The organism is uncultured Pseudomonas sp., from assembly GCF_913777995.1.
GTDB lineage: Bacteria > Pseudomonadota > Gammaproteobacteria > Pseudomonadales > Pseudomonadaceae > Aquipseudomonas.
Genome location: NZ_CAJYVE010000009.1, coordinates 39,274 through 57,879 on the forward strand (window position 1 = coordinate 39,274; position 18,606 = coordinate 57,879).

Below are 18,606 nucleotides of genomic sequence, written 5' to 3' on the forward strand. Positions count from 1 at the left end.
GATCCCATGCGTCGCGCACTGCTCTTCGCTTTCGCCCTGCTCGCCCTGCCTGCTGCCCAGGCAGCCGAACTTCAGCCGTTCTCCGCCAGCTACACCGCCGACTGGAAGCAGCTGCCCATGAGCGGCACCGCCGAGCGCAGCCTGGAAGCCGGCCCCAACGGCACCTGGAACCTCAACTTCAAGGCTTCCATGGTCATCGCCAGCCTCACCGAGTCGAGCACCCTGAAGGTCGACAAGGACGTGATGGTGCCCCAGACCTACAGCTTCGAGCGCAGTGGCCTGGGCAAGTCGAAAAAGGTCGACCTGGCCTTCGACTGGACCAACAAGGTGGTGACCGGCAGCGACCGCGGCGACGCGATCAAGCTGCCGATCAACCGCGGCGTGCTGGACAAATCCACTTACCAGCTGGCCCTGCAGCATGACGTGGCCGCCGGCAAGAAAAGCATGAGCTACCAAGTGGTCGACGGTGACGAACTGGACACCTACGACTTCCGCGTACTGGGCTCGGAAACCGTGTCCACCAAGGCCGGCCAGATCGACGCGATCAAGGTCGAACGGGTCCGCGACCCCACGCAGAGCAAGCGCATCACCGTGCTCTGGTTCGCCAAGGACTGGGACTACCTGCTGGTGCGCCTGCAACAGGTCGAGACCGACGGCAAGGAGTACAACATCATGCTCCAGGACGGTACGGTGAACGGCAAGGCGGTCAAAGGCCGCTAAACCGGGATAGCAGTGAAAAGCCCCTGGTAGCGATACCAGGGGCTTTTTTGTGGGCGCTGGAAAAGCAGGCGCCAGTGCCGCGGCGAGCGGGAAGCGAATTCATGAAACATGAAGAAACATTCATAGTGGCTCAAGGCCTTGTCATTCAAGGCGTCCAGCCTTTCGAGCGGACTGGGAACTTTATGAGGCTATTTACTTAGCAAGCTAATAAAAACTATAAAAAAGGCCTGCGACATCTCGCCGCAGTTATCAGAATCGGGAGATCACACCATGACCGTAACAGTGACTGAACGCGACGAAGCCCACCTCTCTCATGAGGCCATCGGCCACGGCATCCATATCTGGGATGTGCGCCAGCAGGACCAGCTGGTCGGAATGTTCCACGACGAAGCCGACGCGCAGCGCTACAAAGAAGAACTCGAAGCGCAGGAGAATCAAGCCCACGCCGAACACCGCTGAATTCTGCTGCGTGCGTAGGGCCCCGGCCCTGCCAGCCATTCAAAGGGGCGACTGCAGCCGCGAAGAGCTTCGCGGTTGCAGTCGCCCCTACAGGTTCAGCGCGCTTCTGGCGAGGTGGTTACCACATCAGATCGTCTGGAATCTGGTAGGCCGCATACGGATCGTCGGCATCCGGGGCCTCGGTAGGCGTATTGAGCAGCACAATACGCTTCGGGTCGCGTTCCTGGATCTTCAGCGCCGCTTCGCGAGGGATGATCTCGTAGCCGCCACCGTGATGCACGATGGCCAGCGAGCCGCTGCTCAGCTTGTTACGCATCAAGGCATTCACCGCAATGCGCTTGACCTTCTTGTCATCGACGAAGTTGTAGTAATCCTCGCTGTTGATCTTGGGCAGGCGCGACACTTCGATCAACTGCTTGATCTGCGCAGCGCGCGCCTTGGCCTCGACCTTCTCCTGCTGCTGGCGATTGAGTTCCTGGTCGCGCTTGGCTTTTTCGGCCATGGCTTCCTGGGCGGCGCGCTTCTGCGAGTCGTCGATCTCGATCTGCCCCTTGTGGGCCAGACGCTGTTCTTTCTGCTTGGCTTTGCTGACCTGTTTGGCCTGCTTTTCGTTGACCAGGCCAGCCTTGAGCAGCTGGTCGCGTAGGGAAAGGCTCATTGTCTACTCGCTTGATACAGTACAGCCGCTTGCAGTTCGGTCAACCGCAAGCGGCGGGGTTCTTTTCCTGTCGTTTGGCTTCGCCCCACAGGGCGTCGAGTTCTTCCAGGCTGCAGCCTTCGAGAGCCCGCCCCTGGTCACGCACCACCGACTCGATGAAACGAAAACGCCGGTCGAACTTGCCGTTGGCGGAGCGTAGCGCAGTTTCCGGGTCGACTTTAAGGTGCCGGGCCAGATTGACCACCGAAAACAGCAGATCGCCGATTTCCTCGGCCATCTCAGCCGTTGCACCGCCAGCCATGGCCTCCAGCACTTCGTCGAGTTCCTCGCGGACCTTGTCGACCACCGGCAGCGCCTCCGGCCAGTCGAAGCCCACCTGAGCGGCGCGCTTCTGCAGCTTGCTGGCCCGCGACAACGCCGGCAACGCGCTCGGCACGTCATCGAGCAGGGAAAGCTGTTCAGGTGCCGTGGCCTGCTCAGCGCGCTCCTGGGCCTTGATTTCGTCCCAGCGGCGATTGATCTCGCTTTCGCTCAGGCGCGGGGCTTCCGGTGCAGCATGCAGCTCGCCGGTGGGAAACACATGGGGATGGCGGCGCAGCAGCTTGCGGGTGATGCCATCGACCACCGCATTGAAGTCGAAGCGCCCCTCCTCCCGGGCCAGTTGGGCATAGAACACCACCTGGAACATGAGGTCGCCCAACTCACCCTGCAGATGAGCAAAATCGCCGCGCTCGATGGCGTCGGCCACTTCGTAGGCTTCTTCCAGGGTGTGCGGCACGATACTGGCGTAGGTCTGCTTCAAGTCCCACGGGCAGCCGTACTGCGGGTCGCGCAAACGGGCCATGAGGTGCAGCAGGTCGTCGAGTGTGTACATGTGGGCTCCCGAGGTCGCCAGCTTCAAGGGGCCGGCCGATTACGATCCGCCGCCCCCTTGAAGCTGTCGTTCATGGCGTCTTGTTGCGCCGCGTCTCGATGATGTTGGGCAGCTGGGAAATCCGCCCCAGCAAGCGCCCCAGGGCGTCGAGGCCGGGGATCTCGATGGTCAGCGACATCAGTGCGGTGTTGTCTTCCTTGTTGGAGCGGGTGTTGACCGCCAGCACGTTGATACGCTCGTTGAGCAGCACCTGGGTGACGTCACGCAGCAGCCCCGAACGGTCGTAGGCCCGGATGAGGATATCCACCGGGTAGGTAAGCGCCGGCGCCGGCCCCCAACTGACCTGGATGATGCGCTCCGGCTCCTTGCCGCCCAGCTGCAATACCGAGGCACAGTCCTGACGGTGAATGGTGACTCCGCGCCCCTGGGTGATGTAACCGACGATGGCATCGCCCGGCACCGGCTGGCAGCAGCCGGCGATCTGGGTCAACAGGTTGCCCACGCCCTGGATCTGGATGTCGCCACGCTTGCCCGGCTTGTAGCCAGTGGCCTTGCGCGGGATCAGCTCCACGGCATCCATGCGCTCGGGTTCGACCTGCTGCTGGGCGAGGTTGACCAGCTGGGTCAGGCGCAGGTCGCCGGCGCCCAGGGCGGCGAACATGTCTTCGCCGGTCTTGTAGTTGGCCTTCTCGGCCAGCTTCTCGAAGTCGACCTGCAGCAGCGCCATGCGCGCCAGCTCACGCTCCAGCAGGCTGCGCCCGGCAGCGACGTTCTGGTCGCGGGCCTGCAGCTTGAACCAGTGAACGATCTTGGCGCGCGCCCGCGAGGTGGTGATGTAGCCCAGGTTGGGGTTCAGCCAGTCGCGGCTCGGCGTGCCCTGCTTGCTGGTGATGATCTCCACCTGCTCGCCGGTTTGCAGGCTGTAGTTGAGCGGCACGATGCGCCCGTTGATCTTCGCGCCCCGGCAGTTGTGGCCGATCTCGGTGTGCACGCGATAGGCGAAGTCCAGTGGCGTGGCCCCCTTGGGCAGGTCGATGGCGTGGCCGTCGGGGGTGAACACGTAGACGCGGTCGGGCTCGATATCGACGCGCAGCTGCTCGGCCAGGCCGCCGATGTCGCCCAGTTCTTCGTGCCACTCCAGCACCTGGCGAAGCCAGGAGATCTTCTCTTCGTAGTGGTTGGAGCTGGACTTGACGTCGGTGCCCTTGTAGCGCCAGTGCGCGCAGACCCCCAGCTCGGCTTCCTCGTGCATGGCGTGGGTACGGATCTGCACCTCCAGCACCTTGCCCTCCGGGCCGATCACCGCCGTGTGCAGGGAACGGTAGCCGTTCTCCTTGGGGTTGGCGATGTAGTCGTCGAACTCCTTGGGAATGTGCCGCCACAGGGTGTGCACGATGCCGAGCGCGGTGTAGCAGTCGCGCATTTCCGGCACCAGCACGCGCACGGCGCGCACGTCGTAGATCTGGCTGAAGGCCAGGCCCTTGCGCTGCATCTTGCGCCAGATGGAATAGATGTGTTTCGCCCGGCCGCTGATGTCGGCCTTGACGCCCGTGGCCTGCAGTTCGTTGTCGAGCTGGGTCATCACGTCGGTGATGAAGCGCTCGCGATCCAGGCGCCGTTCGTGCAGCAGCTTGGCGATCTGCTTGTACTGATCAGGCTCCAGATAGCGGAACGACAGGTCTTCCAGTTCCCACTTGATGTGGCCGATGCCCAGGCGATGGGCCAGGGGGGCGTAGATGTCGAAGACTTCGCGGGCGACGCGGTTGCGTTTTTCCTCATCGGCGTTCTTCACCGCACGAATCGCGCAGGTGCGTTCGGCCAGCTTGATCAGCGCGACGCGGACGTCGTCGACCATGGCCACTAGCATCTTGCGCAGGTTCTCGACCTGCGTCTGACTGCCCAGCACCAGCGACTGGCGCGGGCTGAGGCTGGCGCTGATGGCCGCCATGCGCTGCACGCCCTCGATGAGCTTGGCTACGGTGGCGCCGAAGCGCTCCTCGACCTGGGGCAGGGGAATCAGCCCCTCGCGCACGCCGCGGTAGATGACCGCAGCGATCAGCGAATCCTGGTCGAGCTTGAGGTCGGCGAGGATTTCGGCGATCTCCAGGCCGGTCTGGAACGTGGAAGTACCATCGGCCCAGTCGTTGCGCCGGGTGTTGCTCTGCGCCTCGGCCTGTCTGGCAAATTCGCAGGCCTCTTTCATGGCCTGACGATCGAGAATCAGGTCGACGCTGACGATATGGTCGAGCCAAGCGTCGAGGTTGATACTGCCGTCGGTGTTGACCGGCTGGTGTGCTCTCACCTGTACCATGCTGCTTACCTTCCCTACGGCGCGATGAATGGCGCCGAAAGTCGCCGGCCTTTTGATGCGAATGCCACTTGCAGGGCCAGCAAGTACCGGCATTCGCGGGCCGGTCTGATTAAACGAGATTCCCTGTCGGCAGCCGGTTCGTTCCACTGAACCGCCACCCACTCACTCATTCTTTCATTTCAAATAACGCCATAGCCTCGACATGCGCCGTCTGAGGAAACATGTCGAGAATCCCGGCTCGTTTCAAGCGGTAACCCTGGTTGACCAGCTCAAGGGTGTCACGCGCCAGCGTGGCGGGGTTGCAGGATACATACAGCAACCGCCGGGCACCGGACTGGCCGATCTGCCGAACCACCTCGAAGGCGCCATCACGCGGCGGGTCCAAGAGTACCGCAGAAAATCCTTTTACAGACCAGTCAGCCTGCGTCAATGGCCGGGAAAGGTCAGCCTGGAAGAACTGCACGTTCTCCAGGCCGTTGTCCCGGGCATTGAGCGCCGCACGCTCGACCATCGCCTGCACGCCTTCCACCGCCACCACCTCGCCGCTCTGTGCGGCCAGCGGCAGGGCGAAGTTGCCCAGCCCGCAGAACAGGTCCATGACCCGCTCGCCCGGCTGTGGCGCCAGCCACTCCAGTGCCTGGCGGATCATCGCCTCGTTGACCTGGGCATTGACCTGGATGAAATCCCCCGGCCGCCAGGCCAGTTGCAGATTCCAGGGCTCCAGGCGATAACCCAGGGCATGGACCGGATCGGCCGGCCGAGGTTCACCCTCGCCTTGCAACCAGAGTTGTACGCGGTTGCGCGTGCAAAAATCGTGAAGGATTTGCAGGTCAGCGTCGGACAATGGCGCGGTGTGTCGCACCAGCAGCGCCAGGGCGCTGCCACTGAACAGCTCGACATGACCGACTGCCTGCGGCTTGCCGAGTCCGCGCAACAACTCAGGCAGCTGTGCCATGAGCGGCTGCAGCTCGGCGACCAGCACCGGGCAGTGGCGGACATTGACGATGTCCTGGCTGGCGGCGGCGCGAAAGCCGACGTCCAGCTGACGGGCCTTCGGGTCCCAGCGCACGGCGACCCGTGCACGACGGCGGTAGGCCAGCTCGCTGCCGACCAGCGGTGCGGCCCATTGTTCGGGTTCCACGCTGGCCACGCGCTGCAACTGTTCGGCAAGCATGGCCTGCTTGAACGCCAGCTGCTGGTCGTGAGGCATGTGCTGCACGCTGCAGCCGCCACAGCGGCCGAAGTATTCGCAGGCCGGGGCACGGCGCGCGGCGCTGGCACTCAGCACCCTTTCGGTGCGCGCCTCGACCACCTTGCCGCGCGCGCCCAGCACCCGCGCCTCGACTTCTTCACCGGCCAGGCTGCCGGCCACGAACCAGGTCTTGCCCTCGGCGAAGGCGATGCCACGGCCGTCATTGGCCAGCCGCTCGACGACCAGGCGCTGTTTCTTGCCGGTCGGCACCTGGGCACTCTTGACTCCACCAGCGGGCTGAAAACGCAGCCCTCGTTGCTGACGGGCCATCAGTTGGGCGCGTCGAAGACGCCGGTCGACAGGTAGCGGTCGCCGCGGTCACAGATGATGGCGACGATCACGGCGTTTTCTACCTCGCGGCTCAGGCGCAGCATGCCGGCCACCGAGCCGCCAGAGGACACGCCGCAGAAGATGCCTTCTTCACGGGCCAGGCGGCGCATGACGTCCTCGGCTTCGGCCTGCCCCATGTCGATGATCCGGTCGACCCGCGAAGCCTGGTAGATGCTCGGCAGGTACTCTTCAGGCCAGCGACGGATACCCGGAATGGCCGCGCCTTCCATCGGCTGCAGGCCGACGATCTGCACGTTGGGATTCTGCTCCTTGAGGTAGCGCGAATTGCCCATGATGGTACCGGTGGTGCCCATCGAGCTGACGAAATGGGTGACGGTGCCGCCGGTCTGCCGCCAGATTTCCGGGCCGGTGCCGGCGTAGTGCGCCTCGGGGTTGTCGCCATTGGCGAACTGGTCCAGCACCTTGCCGCGGCCTTCGGCCTGCATGCGCTCGGCCAGATCACGAGCGCCTTCCATGCCTTCGTCCTTGCTGACCAGGATCAGCTCGGCGCCATAGGCGGTCATCGCCGCCTTGCGCTCGGCACTGGAATTGTCGGGCATGATCAGGATCATTCGGTAGCCCTTGATGGCAGCAGCCATGGCCAGGGCGATACCGGTGTTGCCGGAGGTGGCTTCGATCAGGGTGTCACCCGGCTGGATCTGGCCACGCAGCTCGGCGCGGGTGATCATCGACAGCGCCGGGCGGTCTTTCACCGAACCGGCCGGGTTGTTGCCTTCGAGCTTCACCAGGAGGGTATTGCTGGTCTCGCCGCCGAGGCGCTGCAGGCGCACCAGCGGGGTGTTGCCGACGCAATCGGCAATGGTTTGATACGGCAGGGTCATGGCGTCTTTCGCAATCCAGACTGCGGGGGCCGCCTATCATACCGGCAAACGCCCAAAGCCCATATCACGCAAAGTGAGGCGCTTATCACCAAACGACATAACGGCCTGCGCCAATTCCACGACGCGCCCGCTCTGGCCCCCGCTGTCCCGCCACCCGGCGAGAGTCGCCGGCACACCGGCTGCCGTCCGCCATACGACCGGTGGTTACCGAGCCGTCCAAGGATGCGACTGCCAGGCGGCCAGGCATGTAATATGCCTGCCATTCAATGGCTACACTGCCCTGTGCCGGCGGTCCGCGACCCTCGGCATGCGGCACGAACATGACCTTCCGGAATGCCCGGAGCGCTGGAGAACGCATGTGCTGACCAAGCTGGGAATCAAGAGCCGGGTTCTGCTGCTGACCATTCTGCCCACCAGCCTGATGGCCATGGTGCTGGGCGGCTATTTCACCTGGATGCAACTGTACGAATTGCAGAACCAGCTGCTGGTGCGCGGCGAGATGATCACCCGCCAATTGGTGCCCCTCGCGGCCCCGGCGCTGGGCCACAAGGACAAGAGCATCCTCAACCGCATCGCCACCCAGTGCCTGGAAGAAACCGACGTGCGCGCGGTGACCTTCCTGGATGCCGACCGCAACGTCCTGGCTCACGCGGGCCCCAGCATGCTCAACCCGGCACCCACCGGCCAGGGCACGCAACTGCTCAACAGCACCGGCAGCGACGCCACCCGTTACCTGCTGCCGGTGTTCGGCAGCCAGCGGCACCTCACTAGCCCCATCGTGCCCGAAGAGGCCGACCGCCTGCTGGGCTGGGTGGAAATGGAAATCTCGCACAATGGCACCCTGCTGCGTGGCTATCGCAGCCTGTTCGCCAGCCTGCTGCTGATCCTCTCGGGGCTGGGCATCACCGCGATCCTGGCGCTGCGCATGAGCCGCAGCATCAACGAGCCGTTGAGCCGCATCAAGCAGGCGGTCAGCCAGCTCAAGGAAGGCCATCTGGAAACCCGCCTGCCGCCGTTGGGCAGCCAGGAACTCGATGAACTGGCCTCGGGCATTAACCGCATGGCCTCGACCCTGCAGCATGCCCAGGAAGAACTGCAGCAGAGCATCGACCAGGCCACCGAAGACGTGCGCCAGAACCTCGAAACCATCGAGATCCAGAACATCGAACTGGATCTGGCCCGCAAGGAGGCCCTGGAAGCCAGCCGCATCAAGTCGGAATTCCTCGCCAACATGAGCCACGAAATCCGTACCCCGCTCAACGGCATCGTCGGCTTTACCCACCTGCTGCAGAAAAGCGAGCTGACGCCGCGGCAGGTCGACTACCTCAATACCATCGAAAAGTCCGCCGACAGCCTGCTGAACATCATCAACGAGATTCTCGATTTCTCGAAGATCGAGGCCGGCAAGCTGGTGCTCGACGACATTCCGTTCAACCTGCGCGACCTGCTGCAGGACACCCTGACCATCCTCGCCCCGGCTGCGCATGCCAAGCACCTGGAACTGGTCAGCCTGGTCTACCGCGACACCCCGGTGGCGCTGAGCGGCGACCCGCTGCGCCTGAAGCAGATCCTCACCAACCTGGTCAGCAACGCCATCAAGTTCACCCGCGAGGGCACCATCGTCGCTCGCGCCATGGTCGAGGAAGAGACCGACGACAGTGCGCACCTGCGCATCAGCGTGCAGGACACCGGCGTGGGCCTGTCCAGCGACGACCTGCGCGCCCTGTTCCAGGCCTTCAGCCAGGCCGACAATTCGCTGTCCCGGCAGCCTGGCGGTACGGGTCTGGGGCTGGTGATTTCCAAGCGTCTGATCGAGCAGATGGGCGGCGAGATCGGCGTGGAGAGCACGCCGGGGGTGGGTTCGGAATTCTGGATCAGCCTGAAGCTGCCCAAGGCCCGCGACGACTCCGAGGACCCGGTCGTACAGCCGTTGCAAGGGGTGCGTGTGGCGATCATGGAGCGCCACGAACTGGCGCGCCAGGCCCTGGAGCATCAGCTGGAGGACTGTGGCCTGGAGCCGCTGGTGTTCAAGAACCTGGAAACCCTGATCAATGGCGTTACGGCTGCGCACCAGAGCCCCACGGCCATCGAGCTGGCGGTGATCGGCGTGACCAGTTGCGAGATTCCGCCCGAACGCCTGCGCCAGTCCATCTGGGACCTGGAAAATCTCGGCTGCAAGGTGCTGGTGCTGTGCCCGACCATCGAACAGTCGCTGTTCCAGGTCTCGGTGCCGGATGTCTACACCCAGCTGCAGGCCAAGCCGGCCTGCGACCGCAAGCTGCGCCGGGCGCTGACCGACCTGATCCAGCCGCGCCATGTGCGCACCGAAAGCGCCCTGCCCCAGCCCAGCCGGGCACCGCGCATCCTCTGCGTGGACGACAACCCGGCGAACCTGCTGCTGGTGCAGACCCTGCTCGAGGACATGGGCGCCAACGTACTCGCGGTGGACAGCGGCTATGCCGCCGTGCAGGCGGTCCAGCACGAGCGCTTCGACATGGTGCTGATGGACGTGCAGATGCCCGGCATGGATGGCCGCCAGGCCACCGAAGCGATCCGCGAGCTGGAAGCCGAGCGGCAGAGCAGCGCCTTGCCGGTGGTCGCTCTGACTGCCCACGCCATGGCCAATGAAAAGCGCTCGCTGCTGCAAAGCGGCATGGACGACTACCTGACCAAACCGATCAGCGAGCGCCAGCTGGCCCAGGTGGTGCTCAAGTGGACCGGCCTGGCGCTGCGCGCGCCCACCCCGGAAGCCCAGGTCGACAACGACGTCGTTCACTTGGGCCCGCTGGTGCTCGACCCCGAAGAAGGGCTGCGCCTGGCCGCTGGCAAGGCTGACCTGGCCGCCGACATGCTGGCCATGCTCCTGGCTTCGCTGGATGCCGATCGCGAGGCGATTCGCGCAGCCCGCTCGATCACCGACATCCAGGCGCTCATCGAACGCATCCATCGCTTGCACGGTGCCACCCGCTATTGCGGTGTACCGCAATTGCGGGCCGCCTGTCAGCGTGCCGAGACCCTGCTCAAGCAGGACGACCCGCATGCCGACGAAGCACTGGACGAACTGGACAAGGCCATCGCCCGCCTGGCTGCCGAAGCCCGGGTATCGGCCTGAGACTGACTCGCCGCCAGGTGTCCGGCGGCGAGCCCGAGGGTCGACGGCATGCTAAGATGCCGCCGCATTTTGGAGGACCCATGGTCGAACACGATTTCCGCTACAGCATGCTCAACCCTCAACACACCCTCACCGAGTGCCGCACCCTGGCGCCGGGCCGCTACCAGGTGACCGGCAACGGCGGGTCGATCCAGGGCGGCGACCAGCTGCTGGTCACCCTCAAGGGCAGCAAGAGCCTCTACATGCGCCTCACCGTGGAAAAGGTCCGCCACCTGATCAACCCGCCAGGGCAGTGGGTCGCAGTGGCCAATGGCCCGGTGTTCGATGAGCTGGCGATCCATGAGTGGAGCGTGCAGTGCGACAGCTGCAATGCCGAGCTGAAGTTCGAGTTCTCGGTGGAAAGCAAGCTGGGCGCCAAAGCGCAGAAACCTGCCGCCGTCGCACGCATTGCCGAGCTGGGCTGGAAAACCGACGGCGACCGCCATGTGTGCCGCCAGTGCCAGGTGCAACCGCAATGAAACCTGTAGGGCTGACCCTCCTGGCCGGCGCATTGCTGTTGGCCGGCTGCGCCAGCGAGGCGCCACGCATCGAACATGAGCACAGCTATGCGCTGGAATGGATCGGTGAGCGCCCTCTGGTGGACCGCAGCGGCATGACCATGACCCTGGGCGCCGATGGCCGCGCCTATGGCAATGCCGGGTGCAACCACTGGTTCGCCAGCTACACCCTGCAGGGGCAGTCGATCACCTTCGGGCCGGTCGGCCGCACCCGCAAGCTGTGCGTGGAAGCCTTGATGGAACAGGAGCAGCGCTTCATCGACACCCTGCCCAAGATCCAGCGCTGGGATATCTCGCCGATGGGCCAGTTGCGCCTCTGGCCAGCCGAGGACAAGCCGCTGCGTTTCTGGCCTTGACGGGCCAGAGGAAAATACTCCGGCTGACGCCAACACGGGTCAGTTGGTCGTAATCGGACCTTGTTGGAGCTTGCTCGCGATCGCTGCCTCAAGCTCCCAGCAGATTCGCTGGCTTCACCGGACTTTTCGCGAGCGAGCTCGCTCCAACAAAAGCCCGGATGCCTTGACTTGCCAGTACTGCGGCTAGAGCCGGAGCTATCCGCTTCTCCCACCGCATTACCCGGTAGCAACGGCTTCAGCCGCGAAAAGGCTGGCGGGTAAACTGACTAGCCTTCCCCACGCAACGCCTTGAGGCGGGCAGTAACGCCGGCGGCGGTCTGTTCGCCCAGCAACTGCTCACGCATCTTGCCCTTGTCATCGATGATGTAGGTCACCGGCAAGGCTTCGGCGGTGGGCAGGTCGTAACGCTCAGCCGGGTCCTGGGCCAGCACGGTGAACTTGATCCCCAGGGTCTCGGCGGCTTTTTTCAGCTCATCACCCTGCAGGTTGTCGAAGTTGACCCCCAGCACCGTGACGTTCTGATCCTTCACCTGTTCGGCCAACTGATTCAGCTCGGGAATCTCCACCCGGCAAGGGCCGCACCATTCGGCCCAGTAATTGATGACCAGCCAGTGTTTGTCGATGCGCTCGCTGGCAACCTTCTGGCCATTCTGGTCAGTGCCCAGGTCTACGCCACAGCCGCTGAGCAGCATACTGCCCACCAGCGCTACCACCGCCGCCAATCGCCTTGCCATCTGTGTTTCCTTCTATCGCTCTGAACTGTGCATATGACACTCGATGCAACCAATCGGCACCGATTATGTCGATCAGTACCATGGCGCGGGTAGAATACGCGCCACCCTGGACAAGATGCGACCTGAAATGACCGATCTGACCCTGTATCACAACCCGCGCTGCTCGAAATCCCGGGCGGCCCTGGAACTGCTCGAATCCCGCGGCCTGCACGCGCAGGTGGTGCTGTACCTGCAGACCCCGCCGGACGCCGCCCAGTTGCGCAGCCTGCTCGGCAAACTGGGCATCGCCCCGCGCCAGCTGCTGCGCAGCGGCGAAGACGAATACAAGGACCTGAACCTGGCCGACCCGGCGCTGAGCGACGAGCAACTGATCGCCGCCATGGTCGCCCACCCCAAACTCATCGAGCGGCCGATCCTGGTCGCCGGTGAACGTGCGGCGATTGGTCGCCCCACCGAAAACCTGCTGGAGCTGCTGCCGTGACCACGCCCTACGTTCTGGTGCTGTTCTACAGCCGCAACGGCTCGACCAGCGAGATGGCCCGGCAGATCGCCCGTGGCATCGAGATGGGCGGCATGGAAGCGCGGCTGCGCACCGTACCGGCAGTGTCCGCCGACTGCGAGGCCAGTGCACCGGATGTACCGGAAAGCGGCGCGCCCTACGCCACCCTCGACGACCTCAGGCACTGCTCGGGGCTGGCCCTGGGCAGCCCGACGCGCTTTGGCAACATGGCCGCACCGCTCAAGTACTTCCTGGACGGCACCAGCAACCTGTGGCTGACCGGTGCCCTGGTGGGCAAACCTGCGGCAGTGTTCACCTCCACCGCCAGCCTGCACGGCGGCCAGGAGACCACGCTGATGTCCATGCTGCTGCCGCTGCTGCACCACGGCATGCTGATCACCGGCCTGCCCTACAGCGAGTCGGCCCTGCTGGACACCACTGGCGGCGGCACCCCCTATGGCGCCAGTCACCATGCCGGCCAGGACGGCAAACGCCCACTGGACAAGCATGAGACCGAGCTGTGCCGCGCACTGGGCCAGCGCCTGGCGAAAATCGCCGTGGCGTTGTCAGGCCAATCCGCCTGAGCACAGCGCCTGGTCGAAGTCGTGCCTGACAGGGCTGGATCCCGCCCCCTGCAGGACCGGCTTTGGCCGGGAAGGCTTCATCGGCTGATGCCACCTTGCCCGTCCGTTGCCTGTACGACCCGACAGCCCTGCCGTGCAAACCCTGACCTGGAGTTCCGATGCTCGATTACCAATGGCTCAACGAGTACTGCCTGAACCGTTTCGGTTCGGCCAAGGCCCTGGAGGCGCAGTTGCCGGTGCCGCGCACCACGCAGCAGCTGGAGGCCCTCGGCGATGACCGCTACCTGTCCACCCTGGCGCTACGGGTGTTCCGCGCCGGACTAAAGCACAGCCTGGTGGACGCCAAGTGGCCGGCCTTCGAGCAGGTGTTCTTTGGTTTCGATCCGGAAAAGGTCGTATTGATGGGCGCCGACCACCTGGAGCGGCTGATGCAGGACACGCGCATCATCCGTCACCTGGGCAAGCTCAAGAGCGTGCCGCGCAATGCCCAGCTGATTCTCGACATCGCCCGTGAACATGGCAGCTTCGGGCGCTTCATCGCCCAGTGGCCGACGGACGACATCACCGGCCTGTGGCAATACCTGGGCAAGCACGGCAGCCAGATGGGCGGGCTGTCCGCGCCGCGCTTCCTGCGCATGATCGGCAAGGACACCTTCGTACCGAGCAATGACGTGGTGGCCGCCTTGCGCGCCCAGGACATCATCGACAAGGTGCCGACCAGCAAGCGCGACCAGGCCATCGTGCAGGCCGCGTTCAACCAGTGGCAGGCGCAGAGCGGCCGGCCACTGTGCCAGCTATCGGCGATGCTGGCCTACACGGTGAATCACTGAATCACAGGTTGACCACGTTGACGAAGCGCGACGCTGCGCTTTCGTCCATGCGCAGGCTGGCGAAGTCGAACAGATTGCGATCGGCCAGCTGCGACGGCTGGACATTCTGCAGGGCGCGGAAAATGTTCTCGACCCGGCCCGGGGTCTTGCGCTCCCACTCCTGAAGCATCTCCTTGACCACCTGGCGCTGCAGGTTCTCCTGCGAGCCGCACAGGTTGCAGGGGATGATCGGGAACTGCTTGAAGTTCGAATAGGCCTGGATGTCCTTCTCATGGCAGTACGCCAGAGGGCGGATCACCACGTTGCGCCCGTCGTCGGAGCGCAGCTTGGGCGGCATGGCCTTGAGCGAGGCGTTGAAGAACATGTTGAGGAAGAAGGTCTCGACGATGTCGTCGCGGTGATGACCCAGGGCCATCTTGGTGGCGCCGATTTCGTCAGCGAAGGTGTACAGGGTGCCACGGCGCAGGCGCGAGCACAGCGAACAGGTGGTCTTGCCTTCCGGAACCAGCTCCTTGACCACCGAGTAGGTGTCTTTCTCGACGATGTGGTACTCGACGCCCAGGGTCTCAAGGTAAGCCGGCAGCACGTGCTCGGGGAAACCCGGCTGCTTCTGATCCATGTTCACCGCCACGATGTCGAACTTGATCGGCGCAACCTTCTGCAGGTGCATCAGCACGTCGAGCATGGTGTAGCTGTCCTTGCCACCGGACAGACAGACCATGACCTTGTCGCCGTCCTCGATCATGTTGTAGTCGGCGACGGCTTCGCCGGCCAGCCGACGCAGGCGTTTCTGCAGTTTGTTCTGATTGACTGAAAGAGTGCCCATGATGCTGGTGGTTTCCGCTGCAAGGTTCGACAACATGGCAGCGCTGGCTGGAATTGGCCGCCGCGCCGCTGAAAGGGCCGACATTTTACGCACAACCTTCGCATCATTGAACATGCCGCTACGCTTGGTGCCAGCTATTAGCGCCTGACGACCGATTGCCAAACGCTCTAAGCCCTGGCTCCGGGGCATTGCCGCGCTTTCTATACTTGCCAATGGAGTCTGTGACCCGACGATCGGTGGCCAAAAGGTGCGCCGGTGAGGAGAGATACCGTGATCAATCATGTCTGGGGCCTGTTCACCCATCCGCAACGCGAATGGCGGGCCATCGGCCAGGAAGACGAGAGCATCGGCCACCTGTACCTGACCCATACGCTGGTGCTGGCGGCCATCCCGCCGGTCTGTGCGTTCATCGGCACCACGCAGGTCGGCTGGGTCATCGACGACCGCCCGGCGGTGCTGCTGACCCCGGGTAGCGCGCTGACGATGGCCTTGCTGTCGTACCTGACCATGCTCGCCGGGGTCGCGGTGATGGGCGGGTTCATCCACTGGATGGCGCGCACCTACGATGCCAATCCCACCCTGGCGCGCTGCGTCGCCTTTGCCACTTACACCGCTACACCCTTGTTCATCGGCGGCCTGGCGGCGCTCTATCCGCACCTGTGGCTGGGCATGCTGGCCGGGACGGCGGCCATCGCCTACACGGTGTACCTGCTGTACACCGGCCTGCCGACGTTCATGAGGGTCCCACCCGAGGAAGGCTTCATGTTCGCCAGTGCGGTGCTCTCGGTGGGGCTGGTGGTCCTGGTGGCGATCATGGCTTTTACCGTGGTGCTCTGGGGCCTGGGGGCCGGCCCGCAGTACATCACCTGAAGCGACGCCGCGACGACCAGTGGGCGGGCGGGTTTCCGACCGCCGCCCGCCTTGCGGCATACTGGGCGCCACTGGAGAGTTGTCACGCATGCCCGAGTTACTGAAGTCCCGCGTCGAAACCTGTTACCAACAAGCCGAAGCCTTTTTCAAACGCCCCTTCAAGCGCCCGCAGGTGAGCTTCAAGCTGCGCGGCCAGAAGGCCGGTGTCGCGCACCTGCACGAGAACATGCTGCGCTTCAATCCGCAGCTGTACCGCGAGAACCGCGACGACTTTCTGCGCCAGACCGTCCCCCACGAGGTGGCTCACCTGATCGCTCACCAACTGTTCGGCAGCCATATCCAGCCCCACGGCGAGGAATGGCAGTTGATCATGCGCGGGGTCTACGACCTGCCCCCCAACCGCTGCCACAGCTATGCCGTGCAGCGCCGCCTGGTGACCCGCTACATCTACCGCTGCCCTTGCCCGGAAAGCGACTTTCCGTTCACCGCACAGCGCCATCGCCTGGTTGCCCAAGGCCGTCGCTACCTGTGCCGACGCTGTCGGCAGACCCTGGTGTTCAGTGGCGAAACCCGTATCGAATGACAGACCAGCGAAGCGCCAGAAACGAAAAAGCCCATCCGAAGATGGGCTTTTTCATGTCCGAGGCGTAATCAGACGTTTGGCTTGCTCAGGCTGGCAGGCGCGGCACCTTCAGCGACACCCAGGTCGTCTGCCGGACGCGGATCGACCAGCGCCGAACCACCGGAGGCCAGCTCGGCCTGCAGCTTGTCGTTGTCCAGCTCGCCCACCCACTTGGCGACCACCAGGGTAGCCACGGCGTTGCCGACCAGGTTGGTCAGGGCGCGGGCTTCAGACATGAAGCGGTCGATACCCAGGATCAGCGCCAGGCCGGCCACCGGCAGGTGACCCACCGCCGACAGAGTGGCTGCCAGGACGATGAAGCCGCTACCGGTGACACCGGCAGCACCCTTGGAAGACAGCAGCAGCACCAGCAGCAGAGTGATCTGGTGGGTGATGTCCATATGGGTGTTGGTGGCCTGGGCAATGAACACCGCCGCCATGGTCAGGTAGATCGAGGTACCGTCGAGGTTGAAGGAATAGCCGGTCGGAATGACCAGACCCACCACCGACTTGTTGGCACCCAGGCGTTCCATCTTGATCAGCATGCGTGGCAGGGCCGATTCCGAAGAGGAAGTACCCAGGACGATCAGCAGCTCTTCACGGATGTAGCGGATCACCTTGGAGACGGTGAAACCGTGCGCACGGCAGATGGCGCCCAGTACCAGCATCACGAACAGGAAGCAGGTGATGTAGAAGCAGATCATCAGCTGGCCGAGCTGCACCAGGGTGCCCACGCCGTACTTGCCGATGGTGAAGGCCATGGCACCGAAGGCACCGATGGGGGCCAGCTTCATGATCATGTTGATGATGTTGAACATCACATGGGCGAAGCGATCGATGAAGTCCAGCACCGGACGGCCGTAGGCGCCCAGGCGATGCAGGGCAAAACCGAAGATCACCGAGAACATCAGCACCTGCAGGATGTCGCCGTTGGCGAAGGCACCGACGATGGTGTTCGGGATCACGTTGAGGATGAAGCCAATGACGCTCTGGTCCTTACTGGCCGTGACATAGGCAGCGATCTTCGAGGCGTCGAGGGTGGCCGGGTCGATGTTCATGCCCACGCCAGGCTGGACGACGTTGACCACGATCAGGCCAATGATCAGCGCGAGGGTGGAAACGATTTCGAAGTACAGCAGCGCGTAACCGCCGGTCTTGCCGATCGACTTCATGTTCTGCATGCCGGCGATGCCACTGACGACGGTACAGAAGATGATGGGGGCGATGACCATTTTGATCAGCTTGATGAAGCCGTCGCCCAGGGGCTTCAGGGCTTCACCGGTCTGCGGGTAGAAGTGACCGATCAGGATACCGATCACGATGGCCACGATGACCTGGAAGTACAGGGATTTGTAGATAGGCTGACGAGTCGTCATTGTAGTTATCCTCAAGAGCTCCACCTACGCAGTTCCGGCGTAGATGTTGCCTATAAGCGCTAACCCTCCTGCACTGGAGGGATTTGTTGTGTCGAGCTGCGCGGCGCAGGCCTCTGCCAGGTACGTAGCAACCTGCATGCCAGGCTTTGCCTGACTGCTTGAAAGCCTTGCCCTACAAGGCTCACAGCCTTGACAGCAGGGTTTCGCGAAACCCACAGGTGGCGGATTTCCGCCTCTTCAGTGCGTGCGCCGGGGGAAAGTGGCGGGTATCCGCCCACTAATGGCCTAAGAATGGCCACCCTGACAGGAAAGGACTGGCGAGTGCGCGGGCGTGCAAACGTCGACAAGCGCCCGCCGGGGACTCAATGGCGGATTATCGCCGGTAGGGCATCGGGGAAGATCCCGGCAAGGGACCGCTCGACGGCGTCCAGGTCGTCGAGTGGCGGCCCCAGCAGGATTTCGACCTGCTGCAGGTCGCGACACCATGGCGTCGCCGGGGCAAAGACCAGGCGCAGGCGTCCGGCAGCCAGCTCCACCCGTTCGACACCGCCATACCCCGCCAGCCCTGGCTGTGCCGTCTCGACGTAGTAGGTGGCCATGCCCAGCCGCCGGTCCTGCTCATCGAAGGCTTCGGCGCGTTGCAGGATCAGGTAGTCGCCAGGGTCGCTCTTGCTGTCGGCAAAGCCGACGATCAGCACCTCGTCTTCGACGAAGCATTCATGACACCGTGCGGTAAAACGAATATTCATGACGCCGCTCCCTGTGCGTGACGGTGGAGATCCCATTGACCCGCG

20 protein-coding genes are annotated in these 18,606 nt (G+C 63.8%); 11 read left to right on the forward strand and 9 right to left on the reverse strand.

Features of this window, described 5'->3' with window-relative positions; translation table 11 throughout:
- Positions 1-6: 6 nt before the first annotated feature.
- Both QZ497_RS02600 and QZ497_RS02605 read left to right on the forward strand, forming a co-directional pair.
- Entirely contained in the window at positions 7-720 is a 714-nt protein-coding gene (locus QZ497_RS02600; protein ID WP_295470783.1) for a DUF3108 domain-containing protein, read from the forward strand.
- A 270-nt stretch (positions 721-990) separates the two neighbouring features.
- Positions 991-1,179: a DUF3110 domain-containing protein gene (locus QZ497_RS02605; protein ID WP_295470785.1), complete on the forward strand. Its 189-nt coding sequence runs from the start codon at positions 991-993 to the stop codon at positions 1,177-1,179.
- Between the two features lie 118 nt (positions 1,180-1,297).
- On the opposite strand, the gene QZ497_RS02610 is transcribed toward QZ497_RS02605, so the two are convergent.
- From QZ497_RS02610 to cysM, 5 genes are all read right to left on the reverse strand, one after another.
- Positions 1,298-1,837 (reverse strand): DUF2058 domain-containing protein, encoded by a 540-nt coding sequence (locus QZ497_RS02610; RefSeq protein ID WP_295470786.1) that lies wholly within the window; start codon positions 1,835-1,837, stop codon positions 1,298-1,300.
- A 40-nt stretch (positions 1,838-1,877) separates the two neighbouring features.
- Entirely contained in the window at positions 1,878-2,711 is an 834-nt protein-coding gene (gene mazG, locus QZ497_RS02615) for a nucleoside triphosphate pyrophosphohydrolase (protein ID WP_295470787.1), read from the reverse strand.
- Positions 2,712-2,781: 70 nt separating this feature from the next.
- Complete coding sequence (relA, locus tag QZ497_RS02620) at positions 2,782-5,022, reverse strand: GTP diphosphokinase (RefSeq protein ID WP_295470789.1); 2,241 nt, start codon at positions 5,020-5,022, stop codon at positions 2,782-2,784.
- Positions 5,023-5,188: 166 nt separating this feature from the next.
- Positions 5,189-6,544 (reverse strand): 23S rRNA (uracil(1939)-C(5))-methyltransferase RlmD, encoded by a 1,356-nt coding sequence (gene rlmD, locus QZ497_RS02625; protein ID WP_295470790.1) that lies wholly within the window; start codon positions 6,542-6,544, stop codon positions 5,189-5,191.
- Positions 6,544-7,446 carry a cysteine synthase CysM gene (gene cysM, locus QZ497_RS02630; protein ID WP_295470792.1) on the reverse strand — a complete coding sequence of 301 codons (903 nt, stop codon included), beginning with the start codon at positions 7,444-7,446 and terminating at the stop codon, positions 6,544-6,546. The genes rlmD and cysM overlap by 1 nt, the downstream gene beginning before the upstream one ends.
- 358 nt (positions 7,447-7,804) lie before the next feature.
- Here cysM and QZ497_RS02635 point away from each other — a divergent pair, with 358 nt between their 5' ends.
- From QZ497_RS02635 to QZ497_RS02645, 3 genes are all read left to right on the forward strand, one after another.
- Entirely contained in the window at positions 7,805-10,558 is a 2,754-nt protein-coding gene (locus tag QZ497_RS02635; protein ID WP_295470793.1) for a response regulator, read from the forward strand.
- A gap of 80 nt (positions 10,559-10,638) precedes the next feature.
- A complete protein-coding gene (locus QZ497_RS02640) occupies positions 10,639-11,076 on the forward strand; it encodes a hypothetical protein (RefSeq protein WP_295470795.1) in 438 nt (145 codons plus the stop codon).
- Complete coding sequence (locus tag QZ497_RS02645; protein WP_295470797.1) at positions 11,073-11,471, forward strand: META domain-containing protein; 399 nt, start codon at positions 11,073-11,075, stop codon at positions 11,469-11,471. Before QZ497_RS02640 ends, QZ497_RS02645 begins: the two co-directional genes overlap by 4 nt.
- Before the next feature lie 266 nt (positions 11,472-11,737).
- On the opposite strand, the gene QZ497_RS02650 is transcribed toward QZ497_RS02645, so the two are convergent.
- Positions 11,738-12,205 (reverse strand): TlpA disulfide reductase family protein, encoded by a 468-nt coding sequence (locus QZ497_RS02650; RefSeq protein ID WP_295470798.1) that lies wholly within the window; start codon positions 12,203-12,205, stop codon positions 11,738-11,740.
- 127 nt (positions 12,206-12,332) lie between these two features.
- Between QZ497_RS02650 and arsC the strand changes: the two genes are divergently transcribed.
- The 3 genes from arsC (at position 12,333) to QZ497_RS02665 (ending at position 14,118) form a co-directional block, all read left to right on the forward strand.
- Complete coding sequence (gene arsC, locus QZ497_RS02655) at positions 12,333-12,686, forward strand: arsenate reductase (glutaredoxin) (protein WP_295470800.1); 354 nt, start codon at positions 12,333-12,335, stop codon at positions 12,684-12,686.
- Complete coding sequence (gene wrbA, locus QZ497_RS02660; protein WP_295470801.1) at positions 12,683-13,288, forward strand: NAD(P)H:quinone oxidoreductase; 606 nt, start codon at positions 12,683-12,685, stop codon at positions 13,286-13,288. Before arsC ends, wrbA begins: the two co-directional genes overlap by 4 nt.
- Before the next feature lie 158 nt (positions 13,289-13,446).
- Positions 13,447-14,118: a DNA-3-methyladenine glycosylase I gene (locus tag QZ497_RS02665; protein WP_295470803.1), complete on the forward strand. Its 672-nt coding sequence runs from the start codon at positions 13,447-13,449 to the stop codon at positions 14,116-14,118.
- A gap of 1 nt (position 14,119) precedes the next feature.
- On the opposite strand, the gene ttcA is transcribed toward QZ497_RS02665, so the two are convergent.
- Positions 14,120-14,944 carry a tRNA 2-thiocytidine(32) synthetase TtcA gene (ttcA, locus tag QZ497_RS02670; protein WP_295470805.1) on the reverse strand — a complete coding sequence of 275 codons (825 nt, stop codon included), beginning with the start codon at positions 14,942-14,944 and terminating at the stop codon, positions 14,120-14,122.
- Between ttcA and QZ497_RS02675 the strand changes: the two genes are divergently transcribed.
- From QZ497_RS02675 to QZ497_RS02685, 3 genes are all read left to right on the forward strand, one after another.
- Complete coding sequence (locus tag QZ497_RS02675) at positions 14,943-15,092, forward strand: hypothetical protein (RefSeq protein ID WP_295470807.1); 150 nt, start codon at positions 14,943-14,945, stop codon at positions 15,090-15,092. The two genes, ttcA and QZ497_RS02675, sit on opposite strands and share 2 nt — an antisense overlap.
- 122 nt (positions 15,093-15,214) lie before the next feature.
- On the forward strand, positions 15,215-15,814 hold the full coding sequence (locus tag QZ497_RS02680) for a Yip1 family protein (protein WP_295470809.1): 600 nt from the start codon (positions 15,215-15,217) through the stop codon (positions 15,812-15,814).
- An 88-nt stretch (positions 15,815-15,902) separates the two neighbouring features.
- Entirely contained in the window at positions 15,903-16,397 is a 495-nt protein-coding gene (locus QZ497_RS02685) for a SprT family zinc-dependent metalloprotease (protein WP_295470810.1), read from the forward strand.
- A 68-nt stretch (positions 16,398-16,465) separates the two neighbouring features.
- Here the strand turns inward: QZ497_RS02685 and QZ497_RS02690 are convergent, their stop codons facing one another.
- Entirely contained in the window at positions 16,466-17,812 is a 1,347-nt protein-coding gene (locus QZ497_RS02690; protein WP_295470812.1) for a dicarboxylate/amino acid:cation symporter, read from the reverse strand.
- A 362-nt stretch (positions 17,813-18,174) separates the two neighbouring features.
- The gene (locus QZ497_RS02695; RefSeq protein ID WP_295470814.1) at positions 18,175-18,561 is read right to left on the reverse strand and encodes an Imm10 family immunity protein; all 387 of its coding nucleotides are present in this window, start codon (positions 18,559-18,561) and stop codon (positions 18,175-18,177) included.
- Between the last annotated feature and the right edge of the window lie 45 nt (positions 18,562-18,606).